Source organism: Pseudomonas sp. 9.1(2019), assembly GCF_009910445.1.
In the GTDB taxonomy this organism is placed as follows: domain Bacteria; phylum Pseudomonadota; class Gammaproteobacteria; order Pseudomonadales; family Pseudomonadaceae; genus Aquipseudomonas; species Aquipseudomonas paraversuta.
This window is the reverse complement of record NZ_VBWF01000010.1, coordinates 429,554-446,725: the sequence shown is the minus strand read 5'-3', so window position 1 is coordinate 446,725 and position 17,172 is coordinate 429,554. Positions and strand designations below refer to the sequence as shown.

The window sequence follows — 17,172 nt, the reverse complement described above, 5'->3', positions numbered from 1 at the left end:
GTTCGCGTTATTTTTAATTGGCGGGGGGGTAACTTATGTTAATCAGGTCACTGGCCGAACTTGATCGCATTCGTGACGAGTGCAAATCCATGGTCACCAAACGCTCGGCCGTATCGGCAGGCGCCGCGGCCATCCCTATTCCCGGGCTCGACATAGGCACTGATGTGGCGTTGCTGGTGGAAATGCTGCCGGCGATCAACAGCAAGTTCGGACTGACCCCGCAGCAGATCGAGCGGCTGGACTCGCGGTCCAGGCGCCTGATTGTGGTGGCGGTTTCCGGGATCGGCAGTGAAGTCATCGGCAAATTCATCAGCCGGACACTGGTCATGTCCTTGGTGCGCAAGATGGGCACCAAGGTGGCGACCAAGTCGGTGATCCGCTTCGTGCCGTTTGTGGGGCAGGCGGTCGCCGCAACCATCAGTTTTGGGGTGATGAAAATGGTCGGCAACGGCCATATCGAGGATTGCTATCAGGTCTGCCGTCAGGCGTTGCTGGAGGAGGCCCGGGAATCAGTGGTCATCGAGATCGGTCCTGAAGACTGAGCCTGCCAGTGAACGGCCCCGCACAGGAGCCATGTGATGAACAAACCATGGGGGCGAAGATGAATATTATCCGGTCCAGCTATCTATGCTTGCTCCTGGGGGCTGTACTTGTCGCCCAGGCGCAGGCCGGCACCTCTTTGACTTCAGAGTCCGGGCGGGTGGCGCAAAACACCCTGAGCCCCAATTCTGCGCCTGCAGACAATACGCTGCGACGCATCAATCCCAACAGCCGGCAGGGCACGATCCCCGCAACGCCAGCGGTACGAAGCCCGTCGACGGCCCCTGTGATACGCCAGCCGTCCATTGAGAACGGGCAAATCGGCAATGGCTACCCGCGTAGCCAGCCCCCACCCCGGACCATCAAGCCAACGGCGCCATCGCTTCAGCCGCGGGACAATCGTTAATCGAACAAGGATCAGCCAATGTTGAGAAAAACCCTGGCCACGCTGTGCGCCACCTCGCTGCTCAATGTGGCTGTCATGGCCCATGCCGATGCCCAGCGGACCTTTGCCTCCGAGTCCGGAACAGTCACTGCAACGCCAGTTGTCGAGGGCCTTGTACATCCCTGGGCCCTGGCCTTTCTCCCGGAAAAGCAGGGCATGCTGGTTACCGAACTTCCGGGCAACCTGCGGGTGGTGAGCCCGTCCGGCAAACTGTCTGCCCCGCTATCCGGTGTTCCCCAGGTATGGGCCAAAGGGCAGGGCGGCCTACTGGATGTGGTGCTGTCGCCGAGTTTTGTCGAGGATCGCCTGGTGTACCTGTCCTACGCCGAAGGGGGTGGTGAGGACGGCAAAGCGGGGACCACGGTTGGACGCGGGCGCTTGTCGGATGATCTGACCAAACTCAGCAACTTTGAGGTGATCTTTCGTCAGGAGCCCAAACTGTCAACCGGCAACCATTTCGGCTCACGTCTGGTGTTTGACCGTGATGGCTATTTATTTATTGCCCTTGGCGAAAATAATCAGCGACCGACTGCCCAGGACCTCGACAAGCTGCAGGGCAAAGTGGTGCGCATATACCCTGACGGTCGAATTCCGCCCGACAACCCTTTTGTGGGCCAGCAAGGGGTACGCCCGGAAATCTGGTCATTTGGCCATCGCAATCAGCAGGGTGCCACCCTGAACCCCTGGACCGGGACACTCTGGAGCCATGAGCATGGCCCCAAAGGCGGCGACGAAATCAACCTGATCGAGCGCGGCAAGAACTATGGCTGGCCACTGGCGACCCATGGCATTGACTATTCTTCGCAGCCTATCTCTGAAGCCGGGGGCAAAACAGCCGAAGGAACCACAGGCCCCCATCATGTGTGGGAGAAGTCTCCGGGCATTAGCGGGATGGCGTTCTACGATGGGGAGCGCTTCAAGCCCTGGCAGCACAACCTGTTTATCGGCGCGCTGGCCGATAAAGACCTGATCCGGCTACAGCTTGATGGTGACAAGGTGGTGCATGAAGAGCGCTTGTTGGGCGGTCTGAACGCGCGTATCCGGGACGTGCGCCAGGGCCCGGACGGTTATTTGTATGTCTTGACCGATGAAAGCAACGGCGCGTTGTATCGCGTCGGCTTGCAATAGTCAGCAGAGCCATAGTCGCTGACGAGGAACGAAGGCTGCGATCGAGCCCGCAGGGCTCGCGCATTTAAAGATGCCTGTCGCAGCCGTCGTTCCTTGTCAGGGTTATTGATTGTTTACTCGCTGACCGCCTGCTTGATCTGCTTGGAGGCCGACCAGATCCGGTAACGCACTTCTATGTCCTTGGGCACGTAGACCACGATCGGCAACTTGCTGTTATAGCGCAGCATGAAGCCATCGCCGACCACGGGGACAAATTCGGGGTGCGACTTGCCTTCAGGGCAGGCCATCATCGTGCTCATCGGCCCGCTGACCTTGTTCAGGCGATACATCGGATAGCCCCAGCCCTTGAGGGTTTTTTCTTCCAGCTTGCCGCCCAGACGCTGCTGGTTGCAGTCCACCTGCAGGGTCTTGCCGGCAATGATCTGGACTTTGTAGTCGTCCTCATTCTTTTGCTTGGGCAGGTGAATGACTTGTCGGCTATAGCCCGCTTCGGCTTTAGGGTAGGGCGCCACATCCTCAAGTTTGGCGGCGTTGGCGACGCTGCACAGCGTACTCAGCGAAAGGGCCAGGGCCGCGCTGATCAAGAGTGGTTTCATGCTGCTTCCTTATTTCAGAACAGAAAAATGTCGTTCAGGTGAATCTATGGGCTGTATCTGACAACTAAAAGGCTATTTAAGTGCAAAACAGATGCACTTGCAGGGATAGATTGCTTCGCGCCAGTGTCGAACTGCCAGTAAACTGCCTTTTTTCCTCTGAATCATTTATTTCCCGAGGTTTTGCATGACTCTCAGTCCTCTTGCGGGCAAACCGGCTCCTGCGAAATTGCTGGTCGATATTGCGCGACTGGTGACCGCTTATTACACCGGTCAACCTGATGCAACGATCGCCACCCAGCGTGTGGCCTTTGGTACTTCCGGTCACCGCGGCAGTTCGTTTGAGCTGAGTTTCAATGAGTGGCATGTATTGGCCATCAGCCAGGCCATTTGCCTGTACCGGCAAATGAAAGGCATCAATGGTCCGCTGTTTGTCGGCATCGACACCCATGCACTGTCGACGCCTGCTGGTGCCAGTGCGCTGGAAGTGTTTGCCGCCAATGGCGTCGAAACCATGATCGCCGCCAATGACGAATACACCCCGACGCCGGCCATTTCCCACGCCATTATTTGCTACAACCGCGGTCGGACTTCAGGCCTGGCCGATGGTGTGGTTATTACACCGTCGCACAACCCGCCTGAAAGCGGCGGTTTCAAGTACAACCCGCCTAACGGCGGCCCGGCCGATACCGATGTCACCAAGTGGATCGAGGCCAAGGCCAACGAGTTACTGGCGGCCAGGCTGGCGGGTGTCAAGCGCATCAGCTACGAACAGGCCTTGAAGGCCGGCACCACCCATCGTCACGACTACCTGAATACCTATGTCGCCGATCTGAAGAACGTGATCGACATGGATACCCTGCGCGGCGCCAACCTGCGTCTTGGCGTGGACCCATTGGGCGGCGCGGGCGTGAACTACTGGCCGGCGATCGGCGAGCACTACGGCTTGAACCTGGAAGTGGTGAACACCTCGGTAGATCCAACCTTCCGCTTCATGTGTGTGGACTGGGACGGGCGCATCCGCATGGACCCGTCCTCCAGCTATGCCATGCAGGGGTTGATTGGCCTTAAAGAGCGTTTCGACGTGGCTTTTGCCTGCGACCCCGACCATGACCGCCACGGCATTGTTACCCCTTCAGGCGGCCTGTTGGCCCCCAACAACTACCTGGCAGTGTCCATCGACTATCTGTTCCAGAACCGTCCGCACTGGCGTGCAGACGCAGCCGTTGGCAAGACCGTTGTCAGCAGCGGGTTGATTGACCGGGTTGCTGCCCGTCTGGGCCGCCGCCTGTACGAAGTGCCGGTGGGCTTCAAATGGTTTGCCGATGGCCTGTTTGAAGGCTCGCTGGGCTTTGGTGGCGAAGAAAGCGCCGGGGCTTCATTCCTGCGCCTGGACGGCAGTGTCTGGTCGACAGACAAGGACGGCCTGATTCCTTCGCTGCTGGCCGCAGAAATGACGGCCCGTACCGGTCGTGATCCTTCGCAGCTGTATCAGCAAATGACCGAAGACCTGGGCCTGCCGTTCTCGACCCGGGTCGATGCCAAGGCTACCCCGCAACAGAAAGCCCAGCTTGGCAAGCTGTCGCCGGAGCAAGTCAAATCCACAAGCCTGGCCGGCGAAGACATTACCGGGATTCTCAGTCATGCGCCCGGTAACGATCAGGCAATTGGCGGACTCAAGGTGATGACTAAAAACGGCTGGTTTGCGGCACGCCCTTCTGGCACTGAAGACATTTACAAAATCTACGCCGAGAGCTTTATCGGTGACGAGCACCTGAGCCGTCTGGTAGAAGAAGCCCAGGTGTTGGTGGATACCGCGATCGCCTGATAGCGGACTCAAAAAAAGCCTGGCCCCCGCAAGAGGGCCAGGCTTTTTTGCAGCTGTTTGATTAACTCAGGCCGCGGTTTGCAGTGTCACCACTTGCTGCATCTGATCGTTGCAGTTTCTGGCTTCCTTGAGCATTGCTTCGAAAGGGCCGCTCATGATGTCGTCATGGCTCAGCCAGCGTTGCTTTTGTGTCAGGCGGTACTGGTAGCGGTAATGGCCCTCGACCTGTTTGCCATTGAGGTCCATGTCGAACCAGGGCGAGCGAACGGTGCAGCTCTTGATGTTCTGCGCAACCTGTAGCCCTGACAGGGTGATCTCGTAGTCCATGGTTTCAGGATCTTCCAGATACAAGTCGGCCTTTTGCCCGGTGCGGCGGTAATTGACCAAATCATCCCAACGTTCAGTCATGAAGGCGGGCTGGTACACGCTTTGGCCCGAGAGTGTCTTCAATGGGCGCAGGTCGGTCAGTTCGGCCTTGACCTGATACTTGTGGGGTACCACAAACCCGGTGGCTGAGCGTGTGATCGTGCAATCGGTCTGTTCCTTGCTGAACCGGTCGCAAAGGTCCTGGTCGGTACCAGAAATACCCGACTGGTTATCGGCCACACTCAGTCTCATCAGGCGCATCTGGCTCATTTCGATGTCGGCGCTGGTGCGCGCGGTGCCATCAGGGTTGAAGTGTTCCTGTTTCCGTACCAGGGTGCTGACAACAGGTTCTTCTTGCGGGATATGTTCCCGGCGAACTGCGCCTTGCGGGTCTATCACCAGTGCCCAGCGATCCTGAATATCCGGCATGGAGCGCCCCGGCGAGAACACCGGATTGGTCGGGTCGAGCCACCAGACTTTACCGTTGACCCGCGCCCGTACGATGGCGTGGTTGGGTGCTGAGGTGCCCGGCAGCAAAAGCCCCAGGCTCATGTTGCCACGGCTGACCCAGGTGGTCTGCGCGTCGATGCCGCTTGCGTTGAGCATGGCTGTGAGCAGTACCGCCAGGTCTTTGCAGTCGCCATAGCCGCGGTCTTCGATTTCAGCGAGGGTGAAAGGCACATAGCCCCGATCGCTGGCTCGCCAGTCGCCCAGATAACGATAGTTATCGTGGATATGCTGCATCAGGCCCGATACCTGTTGCTCCGGCGGCAAGCCTTTAAGGCCGGCCACTGCCCTGGCACTGATGGCAGGCAGTCTGGCTGCGGTAATTTCGGTGTAGCGCCGGGCAAAATCGCCGAAGTAATCCTGCAAGCTGCTCGAACTGCCCAGTTCAACCCTTGGCAGCTGGCGAATATAAGCGTTGCCGGCTTCATTGACATAATTCACGAAGCGCGGTGCCTTCTGTTCAATGACCAGGCTTTTGTTGTCGGCCGACGGAGTAAAGCTGAAGTCTTCCATCATTTCGCTGCGCCACACGATTGGCTTTTCAGCGCTGAAGGTGTTTTTAAAACGGTCCATACGCACCGCATTGGGGGGGAACATCAGCACATAGTGAAACTCATGACTCAGCGGCTTGGCTGCTATGTGTTCGCGCAGGGTATAGCTCACCATCGTGCCGATTCGCAGGTTGGGGAAGGCGATCGAGGTTTGCTTCAAGCGTAAAAAACCCTGGTCCGGGTTCGGTGCCATCCGGGTGTCGATTTGTGTGTCAGCCAGTGCCACCGGTTTGGCGCCCGGTTGGGTCGATTCGGCCTTGATTATTTCCAGGCGGTCAGACTCCGGGAAGCTGAAGTCGATACGCGAAATCATTTCGCGACCGTTATTGGTGAGGATGGTGTAGCTATAGGTTGAGGTGCAGTCGTAGCTGGTGTCCGCGTTGAAGTGACAGGATCTGTCCGATTCACCGGCCAGTGCGGCCTCGGATACGGGTTGAAAGGCCGCTGAAGCGGGCAGGGTGAAAATCCCCAGGGTGGCGCAAATCAAGGATTTGCTGAAAGAAAAGCGGTGCATGGGCGCCTCAATTAGTCCTTTAAAAAAGCACCCGGCCACGCATTTGTTGGTTTATTGAAGCCGAGGCAGGGTGCAGATGAAGTGGATAATGATAATCGATAGCATCCATATTTTCCATATGCACAGCCGCCATTCGCCCCTGTAAGCCCCGTAATAGAGCGGTTTAAACGGTCTCTTCGGTTTGGCTGGCCTGGCAGACATCGACCCATTGGGCATTGACCAGTTCGGCCATTCGGTCGGGGCTGATACGCACAGCGGTGTGGGTAGCGCCGGCTGCAGGCATCACTTCAGTGAAGGCTTTAAGGGAAATGTCGCAATATACCGCCAGATCGGTCGCCAGCCCGAACGGGCAAACGCCGCCAACGGGGTGACTGGTCAGGGCCACGACAGTATCGGCATCAAGCATCTTGGCTTTGCTGCCCAGGGCATTCTTGATTTTTTTGTTATCGATACGCGCATCGCCACGGGCAACCAGCAGCACATTGCGTTCACCGACACGAAAGGCCAGGGTCTTGGCGATCTGGCCGGGCTCAACGCCGTGGGCTTGGGCAGCCAGAGCTACGGTAGCGGTACTGGTGGCCAGCTCAATGATGTGCAGGTCGGGTGCTTTGGCGAGGAAAAATGCGCGGACAGATTCAAGACTCATCAGGCTTAGCTCTCTGGGTAAATGCCTGAATCTAGAGAAGCCGGTGACGCACTGTCAATGCGCCACCGGTGATGGGGTCAGATGTCCAGCACGATCTTGCCAAAATGCTGGTTGGTTTCCTGGTACTTGAACGCCTCGACAATCTCGCTCAGCGGGAAGTGCCGGTCGATGACCGGGCGCATGCCGCTGGCATTGATCGCCCGTACCATGTCCTGTTGCTGGCTGCGGCTTCCTACCAGTACCCCTTGCAGACGCACTTGCTTGATCAGTGCCGGGACAAAGTTCATGGCGCCGCTGGTGCCGCTCAAAATACCGATGATCGAGATATGCCCGGCCACGCGAATGGCGATCATCGACTGTTCTAGGGTCTCAGGACCGCCGACTTCGATGATGTGGTCCACCCCGCGACCGCCGGTGAGCGCACGGGCTGTCTCGCCCCAGGCAGTGTCCTTGCGGTAGTTGATGACGTGGTCAGCGCCCAGTGCTTTGAGACGCTCGAGTTTTTCATCGCTGGAAGAGGTCGCGATCACGGTGGCGCCGGCCATTTTGGCAAATTGCAGGGCGAAAATCGAAACCCCGCCCGTGCCCTGGACCAGCACCGTGTCGCCGGGCTTTAGCGAGTCATCGGCCATCAAGGCGCGCCATGCGGTCAGACCTGCGGTGGTCAGGGTAGAGGCCTGGGCGTGGCTGTAGCCGGTGGGGGCGAGGGTAAACGAGGTGGCCTTGGCTGTGACTTGCTCGCGGGCATAACCATCGATGCCATCACCGGGTACGCTGACAAAGCCCTCAACCAGCGGGGTGCCGTCGATCCACTCCGGGAAGAAAGTACTGACCACCGAATCGCCGACCTTGAACTCGCTGACCGCACTGCCGACGGCAATCACTTCACCGGCGCCATCCGCCATGGGAATGCGTTTTTGACTCGGTCCCCACATGCCGCTTACCACGGCGAAGTCGTGATAGTTCAGGGAGTTGGCATGTAAACGTACAGTGATTTCACCACTGTCAGGTGCGCGCGCTTCGCTGCTGCCAACGACCACATTTGGATAACCGCCGCCGGGTTCAACGAAGATAGTTTTAATGCTCACGGGATGTCCTCAAGTTTTCACATTACGCAAAATAACGAAATGATCGGTTAAAAATTACAACTCGACTTTCAGCCTAGCCGCAAAGTCATCTATCGCCTGCTCATTGCGCCGGTAGTACGTCCACTTGCCGATGCGTGTGGTGAGGACAAAGCCTGCACGCTGCAAAATGGCCAGGTGCGCCGAAGCAGTGGAAGGGGAAAGACCGGCCTTGTGCTGCAAATGGGTCACGCACACGCCGATTGCAGGATCGCCATGATCCTGGCGCGGGAAATTGCTGAGCGGGTCTTTGAGCCACTCCATCATTTGCATGCGAGTGTCATTACCCAGGGCTTTGAGCTGTTCAAGAATCATGGTCGGCGATGTTACGCTTTTTTACGAAATGTACAACCGGAGCCTATGCGCCATGGATGCAGTTACTGCCTGCGACAACAGGCCGCAGGCCGGCCGGATGTTTTGCAATTGCAGGGTCAATCCTGTATTTGTTGCGCCATTGAGCCTTGGCCAAGGCTCGTCTGTCTATGAACCTGCCCATCAGGAACCATGATGCCTAACCAGTTCCCTTCTGTTCGTCCCCGCCGCCTGCGCCGCTCGCAAACCCTGCGCGACATGTTTCAGGAAACCGAATTCAGCCTTAACGACCTGGTGCTGCCGATTTTTGTCGAAGAAGAAATCGACGACTTCGTACCTATCACCAGCATGCCGGGTGTGATGCGTATTCCCGAGTCCAAACTGGCCGGCGAAATCGAACGCTATGCCCGTGCAGGGATCAAGTCGGTGATGGCATTTGGCGTGTCGCACCATCTGGATGCCACAGGTAGCGATTCATGGCGTGAAGACGGTCTGGTGTCGCGCATGGCCCGTATCTGCAAGGATACCGCCCCGGAAATGATCGTGATGAGTGACACCTGCTTCTGCGAGTACACCTCCCACGGTCATTGCGGTGTGATGCACGATCATGGCGTGGACAATGATGCGACCTTGATCAATCTGGGCAAGCAGGCCGTTGCTGCCGCTGCGGCAGGCGCTGATTTCATCTCGCCTTCAGCGGCCATGGATGGTCAGGTTCAGGCCATCCGCAGCGCGCTGGATGCTGCCGGGTTTATTGACACCTCGATCATGGCGTACTCCACCAAGTTCGCTTCGGCACTCTATGGTCCTTTCCGTGAGGCAGGTGGCAGCGCGTTGAAAGGCGATCGCAAGTCGTACCAGATGAACCCGATGAATCGTCGCGAAGCGATTCGCGAGTCGCTGCTGGACGAGCAGGAGGGTGCCGACGTGTTGATGGTCAAGCCCGCCGGCGCGTACCTGGACATCATTCGTGACGTCCGTGAAGCCTCGCGTCTACCTCTGGCGGCGTATCAGGTCAGCGGCGAGTACGCGATGATCAAGTTCGGCGCCCTGGCCGGAGCCATCGACGAAGCGCGGGTTGTTCGTGAAAGCCTGGGCTCGATCAAGCGGGCCGGCGCAGACATGATTCTGACCTACTTTGCGATGGATCTGGCATTGCAGGGCATCTAGCAGGAGCGTCGAGCGGCAAGTTGCGAGCCGGACAATCCGGGCTTTTGCCTTGCCGTTCTGGGCGACTCCCCAACAACAAGGAGTTCAGGAATGACGGTCGCTCGACTGCAACGAATTTTGATTACCAATGATGACGGGATCGACGCCCCGGGTCTTGAGGCCCTTGAGGCTGTGGCTCGGGAACTGGCAGACGAGGTCTGGGTGGTCGCCCCGGACCATGACCAGAGCGGTATTTCCACCGCCATCAGCATCCATCACCCGTTGCGGGTGACTGCCCGTGGCGAGCGCCGTTTTTCGGTGTCCGGAACCCCGGCCGACTGTGTTGCGATGGCCTTGCAGCAGTTGATGGACAGCCCGCCGCAGCTATTGCTGTCCGGCATCAACAAAGGCGCCAATCTGGGGGTCGAAACCCTGTACTCCGGCACAGTGGGAGCTGCGATGACCGGCCTGTTGCTGGGCATCCCTTCCATTGCCCTGAGCCAGTACTTCACCCGTCGCGACTCGGTGCGCTGGGACACGGCCCGCACACTGGCGCCCGGGGTGATTCGCCAGTTGCTGGGCAAGGGCTGGGAGCAATCAGCGTGCCTGAACATCAACTTCCCGGACGTTGCGCCCGAGCAGGCTGGCCCCGTACAGATCACCCGCCAGGGCCATGGCCGTATGGACGGGGTGAGTGTGAACGAGCGTACGGACTTTCGCGAGTCCAGCTATTACTGGCTCAGTATTACCCGCCACCAGCACCCCGAAGCCGCCGATACAGAAACCCGGGTGGTCACCCAGGGCGGGATTTCGGTGACCCCACTGCAGTTCGATCGCACCGCCCAGGCCTTGCGCGAGCAACTGCAGCAAGGGTAAGTCTGACGCTATGCCCAATGCGCCGGGTCATCGACGATGGCCTGGTGCTGATCAAGCACCTTCGGAATTTCCTGCTTGAGAAACTCGACCCAGGTTTTGACCTTGGCATCCAGAAAGCGTCGCGAGGGGTAAAGCGCGTAGATGCTTTTTTCGTGCAACCGGTATTGAGGCAACAGGCGCACCAGCGCACCGCGTTGATAGGAACCGACCGCCACGTAATCCGGCAACAGGCAAACCCCGAGTCCGGCTTCGGCGGCCTGGGCCATCGCCTCAGCCACATTGACCTGAAACACGCTGCCGGGGCGAATCGACTGTTCACCCTGATCATCGCGGAAGGTCCAGCTGTCGGTAAACAGCGGGTCAACCAGATGCAGGCAGCGGTGCTGGTTGAGGTCGTCGGGAGTCTTGGGCGTGCCCTGGCTCTGCAGGTAGGACGGTGCGGCGCTGATGACGCTGAAGATACTCCCCAGTTGCTGACCGATCATTTCCGAGTCGGGCAGGTTGGCCGATAACGTGATCACCACGTCATGGCCTTCTTCAAGCAAGTCGGGTTGACGTTGAGACAGGGTCAGATCGACATCGACCTGCGGGTACAGCTGCGAATAACGGGCCACCAGTGGCGCCAGGAGCTGGATCCCCAGCCCGGTGGTGGACTGCACGCGTAAATGGCCGCGGGGAATCAGATGAGCACCGGCCGCTTCGGCATTTGCGTCCTCTATTTCGCCAAGAATCATTCGGCAGCGCTCAAGATAGCGCGCACCCACCTCCGTCAATGCCAGCCGCCGTGTGCTGCGCTGCAGCAGCCTGGCTTGCAGCGAGGATTCAAGTTCAGACAGCAAGCGCGAGGTTTGCGCTGTGGAATAGCCCAGCGCCTGAGCCGCAGCGGTAAAACTGCCTGTCTCGACCACACGGACAAACACCCGCATTGCCTGATAAATATCCATGCTGATTATTACCTCACACGTAATCGTGCTTTTTTGTGGGGGCAATAATTACACAGACCGTGAAAATATTCCGCCATCTGATAGCGCTACCCAAGGGCGCGTACAGGCAGTAATGGCTGCGGGCTGGATGCCCTGAAGCATGGCGGTGGGCGCAGGTGCGTCAGCAGTGGGACTGCTGCGATAGCGGGTAGAAAAGCAGTTGGCCAGGATCAGTATGATATTTCGTCGTAGGAGAAATCTGAAAATTAGCAGTGGCACATTATTGGAAGTGTGAAGTAAGTAATTTAATCGAAAAAAACGACAGCCAGTCTCTAGATAAACCTTGATTTCATTCTGGTATGTAGTTGATTCTAAAGCAGAGGGATCTTTTCTCTTAATAGGCTGTCAGACACTACGCTTATTTTTAAAGCGCAGTTAAGCGTTAATTGTCAAGAGGTGAACTCGCCAAGGAGTTCAGTTCACAGGGCGTATACTTTGAAAAAAACCGAGCAGCAGCGAACAGGCAACTCAAGCGCAGAGATCGATCTGTTGGACCTGTTTCATTCGTTCTGGCAGCAAAAAAAGTTGATCGCGGGAGCCATGGGCGCTGCCGGTTGTATTGCCCTGGGCTACGTCCTGTTGGCGCAGCCTGTCTATCAGGCCAGTTCCCTGTTGCGTCCTGCGGCCATCAACGAGCTTGATGCGCTTAACCGTTCGGATGTCTACACGCTTCCCCCTCGAGACGCGTTGCTCAAGATCGGTTCGGCACTGGAGTCCTACGACACTCGCTACAGTTACTTCCGCTCCCATGAAGAGTTGTTCAAGCCGCTGGCACGCAAAGGCCGTACGCTTGAGCAAAGTTTTGAGATTTTCAACCGTGATGCGATCACTCTGATCCAGCCCGATCCGAAGCAAGCGGCTTCATTGAGCCCGTATATCAAGTTGGAAATTACCTATCCGGATACGCTCAATGGCGTTGAAATCCTCAACGGTTTTGTTGAATACGCTATCAATAGCCAGCGTGAGCAAATCAGTGCCGACCTGAAAGTCATCATCAATAACCGGCTCAGGGAACTGGACGGAAAGATCAATGCTGCACGTTCAGCCTACCAGTCCGATAAAGAGGGTGAGATTGCTGCGCTGACCGAGTCAGACAAGGTCAAGTCGGCAAAACTCAAGGACGAATTAAAGGCCTTGCGCTTGCAGCTCAGAGCCGAACGCGATTCACGCATTGCGCAGTTGAACGAAGCCATTGCCATCGCCACCTCATTGGGTATCAGCCGTCCGACCACCCCCTCGTCGATGGGTGATGTGGCTCAAGGCGGGTCCTCCAATCTCATGCGCACTGAAATCACCTCGCAGGCTACGCCGCTGTACTTCATGGGTACTCAGGCGCTGCAAGCAGAGCGCGCAGCCTTGCTCAAGCGCACCTCTGATGATTTTACGGACAAAAGAGTTTCGGAGATCGGCAAGGAACTGCAGCTGCTTGAGACCAACCGTCAGGTCGAAATGCTCGGCAGGCGTACCAACGAAGACCTGTTCCTGAAAAACATCGATCCGTTGCGCGCAGAAGTGGCACGTCTGGGCAATTTGAAAACCGATATGAGCCAACTTGGGCTGGTCAGTATTGACCGCCTGGCGCAAGCCCCGATTGATCCGATCAAGCCGAAAAAGGCCTTGATCATCGGACTGGGTCTGGCAGTGGGGCTGTTACTGGGGCTGACCATTGCAACGGCGCGATACCTCATGCAACGCCGCCGTGAACCTTGGCAGGGCAATCACTCAGACTAATACCGCTACCGATTTAACCTGTATCCAGAGGTTTTGCCCCGGATGCAGGTTCAACTGGTCACGGGAGTAGCGGGTGATACGGGCCAGCATTGCACAGCCATCCACATCCAGCCGCACCAGAACATGGGCCTGATTATCAGCCCCGGTTTCGCTGATGACGGTGGCCTGCAGGCTGTTGAGAATGCTGCTGTGCTCACTGGGATCCAGGCTCAGGCTGATGTCGCGGGCCTGTACCTTGAGCCGCAACGTCTGGCCGACTGCCAGCGGCCCATGGGCAACTCTCAGGTGTTGCGTGCTGCCTGGCAGTCGCAGGGTCAGCAGGTTGTAGTGCGCATCATAAGCAGCGACCCTGCCTTGGATCACCACCCCGGCGTCGTCATCCCGAGCAAGGGGTAGATCAAGCCTGGCCAGGGTTTCACCGATCGGACCACTGGCAAGCGCCTTGCCTTCACTGAGCAACACCATATGGTCAGCCAGACGTGCAACTTCGTCCTGGGAGTGACTCACGTAGAGCACCGGAATATCCAGCTCGGCGTGCAGACGTTGCAGATAGGGCAGGATTTCACGCTTGCGCTGGCTGTCCAGAGCCGCCAGCGGTTCGTCCATCAGCAATAGCTTCGGGCTTGTCAGTAGCGCCCGGGCGATACCGACCCGCTGGCGTTCGCCGCCGGACAAGTTATTGGGCGTGCGCTGCAGCAGGTGGGTAATACCCAGCAATTCGGTGGCATGGGCCAGGTCCACCCGCCGCTCCTTGCGCGCAATGCGCCGCAGTCCGAACTCCAGATTGGCCAGCACCGACAGGTGCGGGAACAGGCTGGCTTCCTGAAAGATGTAACCCAGTGCGCGTTTATGTACCGGTACGAACAGATTGCTCTGGCTGTCCTGCCAGACTTCATCATTGATTTGCACAAAGGCCTGGCCGGCACGTTCAAGTCCGGCTATGCAGCGCAAACAGGTAGTTTTCCCCGAGCCGGAATGGCCATAGAGTGCGGTCACCCCCTTGCCGGGCAGTTGCAGGTCCAGGTCCAGGTCAAATCCCGGGTAACTGAGTTGCAGCCGGACATTTATCTGCGAGGTCATGCTCAACTCCAGCTTGCTTGAGATTTGCGGCTCGAGTACAGCGCCAGTAACACCAAAAACGAAAACACCAGCATTGCGCCAGCCAGCCAGTGTGCCTGTGCATACTCCAGGGCTTCGACGTGATCGTAGATCTGTACTGAAACCACCCGGGTTTTCTCGGGAATGTTGCCGCCAATCATCAAGACCACGCCAAATTCACCCACGGTGTGGGCAAAGCCCAAAATTGCAGCAGTGATAAAACCAGGTCGCGCCAGGGGCAGGACCACGCTAAAGAAGGTATCCCACGGATTGGCGCGCAAGGTGGCAGCCACCTCCAGTGGCCTGGGGCCAATGGCCGTAAATGCGTTCTGCAAAGGCTGTACGACAAAGGGCATGGAGTAGATGACCGAGCCTATCACCAGGCCTGCGAAGCTGAAGGTCAGGGTGCCAAGGCCGATGGCCTGGGTGAACTGGCCCACATAACCATGGGGCCCCATCGCCAGTAGCAGATAGAAGCCGATCACGGTGGGTGGCAATACCAGAGGCAGGGCGACAATTGCCCCGATCGGTCCCCGTAACCGTGACCGGGTATGGGCCAGCCACAGTGCAATGGGAGTGCCGATCAGAAGCAAAATGACCGTGGTCAGTGACGCCAGTTTCAGGGTCAGCCAGATTGCGGCGAAGTCAGCACTCGAGAGCGTCATTTACAGTTGATAACCGTAGGATTTGATAATGGCCTCGGCTTTCGGTCCTTTCAGGTACTCGGTCAGGGCCTTGGCGGCGGGGTTGTTCTCGCCTTTCTTGAGAATCACTGCGTCTTGCTTGATCGGATCGTGCATGGTCTCGGGGATGATCCACGCAGAGCCATGACTGACTTTGCCGTCTTTAAAGATTTGCGACAGGGCGACAAAACCCAGCTCGGCATTACCTGTGGACACGAACTGATAAGCCTGGGTGATGTTCTGGCCTTCAACAATCTTGTCCTTGACCTTGTCGGTCAGGCCCTGTTTAGCCAGCACTTGTGTTGCTGCCAGGCCGTAAGGTGCCGCTTTCGGGTTGGCAATGGACAAATGCTTGAACTGGTTTTTTTCCAGCACCTTGCCTGCATCATCGACATAGCCGTCCTTGGCAGACCACAAGGCCAGAGTGCCAATGGCATAGGTGAAACGGGAGCCAGGAACTATGTCGCCTTCTTTTTCGAGTTTCTCGGGGGTGCTGTCATCGGCCGCCAGAAAAACTTCGAACGGAGCACCGTTTTTAATCTGGGTATAGAACTGTCCGGTGGCGCCATACGCGGCAATCAACTTGTGCCCGGTGTCTTTTTCAAAATCGCTGGCAATAGCCTGAATCGGTGCGGTGAAGTTGGCTGCCACCGCCACCTGCACTTCATCGGCCTGGACGCCGGTGACAGCGAGACACCCGATCAGTGCAGCAAGTGCGCCGGGGGTAAAGGATCGAACGCGTACATTCATGACGAAACTCCGTTAGAGGCGAGGGCGGCCCATCTTTATTGAGTTGTATCGGGCGCTAGGAAGATAAACGGTATATAAAAAAATACATAGCGTTTTGCTGTCTGGCGCAGTGCCCCGTGACTCAGCCTGCCTTGCGCAGAGTGATATTTATGCGTTGTTCTCCCAATACCGGGTGCTGCCCCGGCTGGATTGGCAGCACACCGTGGTAGCGCAGGCGGTCAACGCCACCCCAGACCACGATGTCACCATGAAATAAGGAAATGCGTTGTGCCGGGTCGCTGCGCTCAAAGCCGCCAAACTGAAAAACAGCCGGCAACCCCAAAGAGATCGAGACAATGGGCGCTTCAAGGGAACGTTCGTTTTTGTCCTGATGCAGAGACATTTTTGCCCCGGGGACGTAGCAATTGATCAGGCAGGCATCGGGGACGAAATGTTCAAAGCCTGCTGCGCCTGCGGCCGCTTCGGCCAGCGCGAGGAAGGTGTCGGGCATGGCAGGCCAGGGCTGCTTGCGCAACGGGTCGACCGGGCTGTAACTGTAGCCATTGCAATCACTGGTCCAGCCCAATTCGCCACAGCTGCTCAAGCGCGCCGACATGGTGAAACCGCCGGGCGTCTGCATGTGCCGAAAAGGTGACTGGATCAAGACGCCGGCCAGAGCCTGCAAGAGTGCCTCGGCCCACGGCAAGGCAAACCCGCGAAGCACAAACCCCTGCTCGCTAATGCTTTGCAGTCGGGCGGGTTGCTGCAGGTCCTCGTCAGCAAACAGGTCGAGAGTCATTGGTTAAAGCGGCTTGCTCGCTTTGACATCAGTGATCTTGTCGTCCGAGCCGGCGTGAATGATTTCAAGCGCTGCGCGGGCTTCTTCATCGGAGCCGGTGGGTAGCTGTGCAAACTCGAAACGACGCTCGCCGTTGAGTTTGTACTTGATCACGTATTTAGTGGTGTTACGCGTAGTGTCCACAATATTTCCTGTCTTTGAAGGCCGGGGATGTCAGGCTTAGCGGAGTTTGGAGCTGGAGCGACGCACGATCTTGATCGTAGGCTGGAAGCTTGGCTTGCGGGTCACGCTAATCGCCCGGCTGGTAACGGTATCAATGGTGATGTTCCAGAAGCCGGTGCTGGGTGCCGTGATTCTGGCCGGGAAATCCTTGAATGCGCCGCCGTGGTAGGAGTGACGGCCACCATTTTTGAAGCTGCGGAAATGTGCGTCGCTCATCAGGCGAATATTGCAGGGTTGAGAGCACTCGATGACGACAATGTCGTCTTCGTTAAGGTGCTCGCGCTGGTGAATAAATTTCATGGGGGCTCCAAGGGGAGGGCTTTAGCTGAAAAATCAGCAAGATAGCAT

The 17,172-nt window shown here is 57.6% G+C and carries 18 protein-coding genes; 6 read left to right on the top strand and 12 right to left on the bottom strand.

The features are described from left to right. Positions 1-35: 35 nt before the first annotated feature. Both FEZ21_RS15420 and FEZ21_RS15415 read left to right on the top strand, forming a co-directional pair. Positions 36-542: a hypothetical protein gene (locus FEZ21_RS15420; protein WP_003445772.1), complete on the top strand. Its 507-nt coding sequence runs from the start codon at positions 36-38 to the stop codon at positions 540-542. A 422-nt stretch (positions 543-964) separates the two neighbouring features. After that, positions 965-2,113 (top strand): PQQ-dependent sugar dehydrogenase, encoded by a 1,149-nt coding sequence (locus FEZ21_RS15415; RefSeq protein ID WP_003445769.1) that lies wholly within the window; start codon positions 965-967, stop codon positions 2,111-2,113. Positions 2,114-2,226: 113 nt separating this feature from the next. Here FEZ21_RS15415 and eco read toward each other — a convergent pair whose 3' ends face one another. Next, entirely contained in the window at positions 2,227-2,709 is a 483-nt protein-coding gene (gene eco, locus FEZ21_RS15410; RefSeq protein ID WP_003445767.1) for a serine protease inhibitor ecotin, read from the bottom strand. 184 nt (positions 2,710-2,893) lie between these two features. Here eco and pgm point away from each other — a divergent pair, with 184 nt between their 5' ends. Further along, the gene (gene pgm, locus FEZ21_RS15405; protein WP_160627746.1) at positions 2,894-4,534 is read left to right on the top strand and encodes a phosphoglucomutase (alpha-D-glucose-1,6-bisphosphate-dependent); all 1,641 of its coding nucleotides are present in this window, start codon (positions 2,894-2,896) and stop codon (positions 4,532-4,534) included. 66 nt (positions 4,535-4,600) lie between these two features. On the opposite strand, the gene FEZ21_RS15400 is transcribed toward pgm, so the two are convergent. The 4 genes from FEZ21_RS15400 to FEZ21_RS15385 form a co-directional block, all read right to left on the bottom strand. Then, a complete protein-coding gene (locus FEZ21_RS15400; RefSeq protein ID WP_160627744.1) occupies positions 4,601-6,472 on the bottom strand; it encodes a DUF3857 domain-containing transglutaminase family protein in 1,872 nt (623 codons plus the stop codon). Between the two features lie 163 nt (positions 6,473-6,635). Next, positions 6,636-7,118 carry a YbaK/EbsC family protein gene (locus FEZ21_RS15395; RefSeq protein WP_003445761.1) on the bottom strand — a complete coding sequence of 161 codons (483 nt, stop codon included), beginning with the start codon at positions 7,116-7,118 and terminating at the stop codon, positions 6,636-6,638. A 77-nt stretch (positions 7,119-7,195) separates the two neighbouring features. Beyond that, positions 7,196-8,206, bottom strand: coding sequence for an NAD(P)-dependent alcohol dehydrogenase (locus tag FEZ21_RS15390; protein WP_003445759.1), 1,011 nt, complete (start codon positions 8,204-8,206; stop codon positions 7,196-7,198). A 54-nt stretch (positions 8,207-8,260) separates the two neighbouring features. Beyond that, the gene (locus FEZ21_RS15385) at positions 8,261-8,557 is read right to left on the bottom strand and encodes a helix-turn-helix transcriptional regulator (RefSeq protein WP_010657033.1); all 297 of its coding nucleotides are present in this window, start codon (positions 8,555-8,557) and stop codon (positions 8,261-8,263) included. Positions 8,558-8,749: 192 nt separating this feature from the next. Here FEZ21_RS15385 and hemB point away from each other — a divergent pair, with 192 nt between their 5' ends. Further along, positions 8,750-9,724: a porphobilinogen synthase gene (gene hemB, locus FEZ21_RS15380; protein WP_003445756.1), complete on the top strand. Its 975-nt coding sequence runs from the start codon at positions 8,750-8,752 to the stop codon at positions 9,722-9,724. A 90-nt stretch (positions 9,725-9,814) separates the two neighbouring features. Further along, positions 9,815-10,579: a 5'/3'-nucleotidase SurE gene (gene surE, locus FEZ21_RS15375; RefSeq protein WP_127195359.1), complete on the top strand. Its 765-nt coding sequence runs from the start codon at positions 9,815-9,817 to the stop codon at positions 10,577-10,579. Between the two features lie 8 nt (positions 10,580-10,587). Here surE and FEZ21_RS15370 read toward each other — a convergent pair whose 3' ends face one another. Then, on the bottom strand, positions 10,588-11,523 hold the full coding sequence (locus tag FEZ21_RS15370) for a LysR family transcriptional regulator (protein WP_003445752.1): 936 nt from the start codon (positions 11,521-11,523) through the stop codon (positions 10,588-10,590). A gap of 474 nt (positions 11,524-11,997) precedes the next feature. Between FEZ21_RS15370 and FEZ21_RS15365 the strand changes: the two genes are divergently transcribed. Further along, positions 11,998-13,293 carry a Wzz/FepE/Etk N-terminal domain-containing protein gene (locus tag FEZ21_RS15365; RefSeq protein ID WP_003445751.1) on the top strand — a complete coding sequence of 432 codons (1,296 nt, stop codon included), beginning with the start codon at positions 11,998-12,000 and terminating at the stop codon, positions 13,291-13,293. Here FEZ21_RS15365 and modC read toward each other — a convergent pair. The 6 genes from modC to FEZ21_RS15335 form a co-directional block, all read right to left on the bottom strand. Continuing rightward, positions 13,285-14,373: a molybdenum ABC transporter ATP-binding protein gene (modC, locus tag FEZ21_RS15360; RefSeq protein ID WP_160627742.1), complete on the bottom strand. Its 1,089-nt coding sequence runs from the start codon at positions 14,371-14,373 to the stop codon at positions 13,285-13,287. The genes FEZ21_RS15365 and modC overlap by 9 nt on opposite strands. 2 nt (positions 14,374-14,375) lie before the next feature. Continuing rightward, positions 14,376-15,056 (bottom strand): molybdate ABC transporter permease subunit, encoded by a 681-nt coding sequence (gene modB / locus FEZ21_RS15355; RefSeq protein ID WP_003445736.1) that lies wholly within the window; start codon positions 15,054-15,056, stop codon positions 14,376-14,378. Beyond that, on the bottom strand, positions 15,057-15,824 hold the full coding sequence (modA, locus tag FEZ21_RS15350) for a molybdate ABC transporter substrate-binding protein (RefSeq protein WP_160627740.1): 768 nt from the start codon (positions 15,822-15,824) through the stop codon (positions 15,057-15,059). It lies immediately after the preceding gene. A gap of 121 nt (positions 15,825-15,945) precedes the next feature. After that, positions 15,946-16,602, bottom strand: coding sequence for a DNA oxidative demethylase AlkB (gene alkB / locus FEZ21_RS15345; protein ID WP_003445732.1), 657 nt, complete (start codon positions 16,600-16,602; stop codon positions 15,946-15,948). Positions 16,603-16,605: 3 nt separating this feature from the next. Continuing rightward, positions 16,606-16,785, bottom strand: a complete 180-nt coding sequence (locus FEZ21_RS15340) for a hypothetical protein (protein ID WP_003445731.1) — start codon at positions 16,783-16,785, stop codon at positions 16,606-16,608. Between the two features lie 36 nt (positions 16,786-16,821). Continuing rightward, on the bottom strand, positions 16,822-17,124 hold the full coding sequence (locus FEZ21_RS15335; RefSeq protein ID WP_003445729.1) for a DUF1883 domain-containing protein: 303 nt from the start codon (positions 17,122-17,124) through the stop codon (positions 16,822-16,824). Positions 17,125-17,172 lie beyond the last annotated feature (48 nt).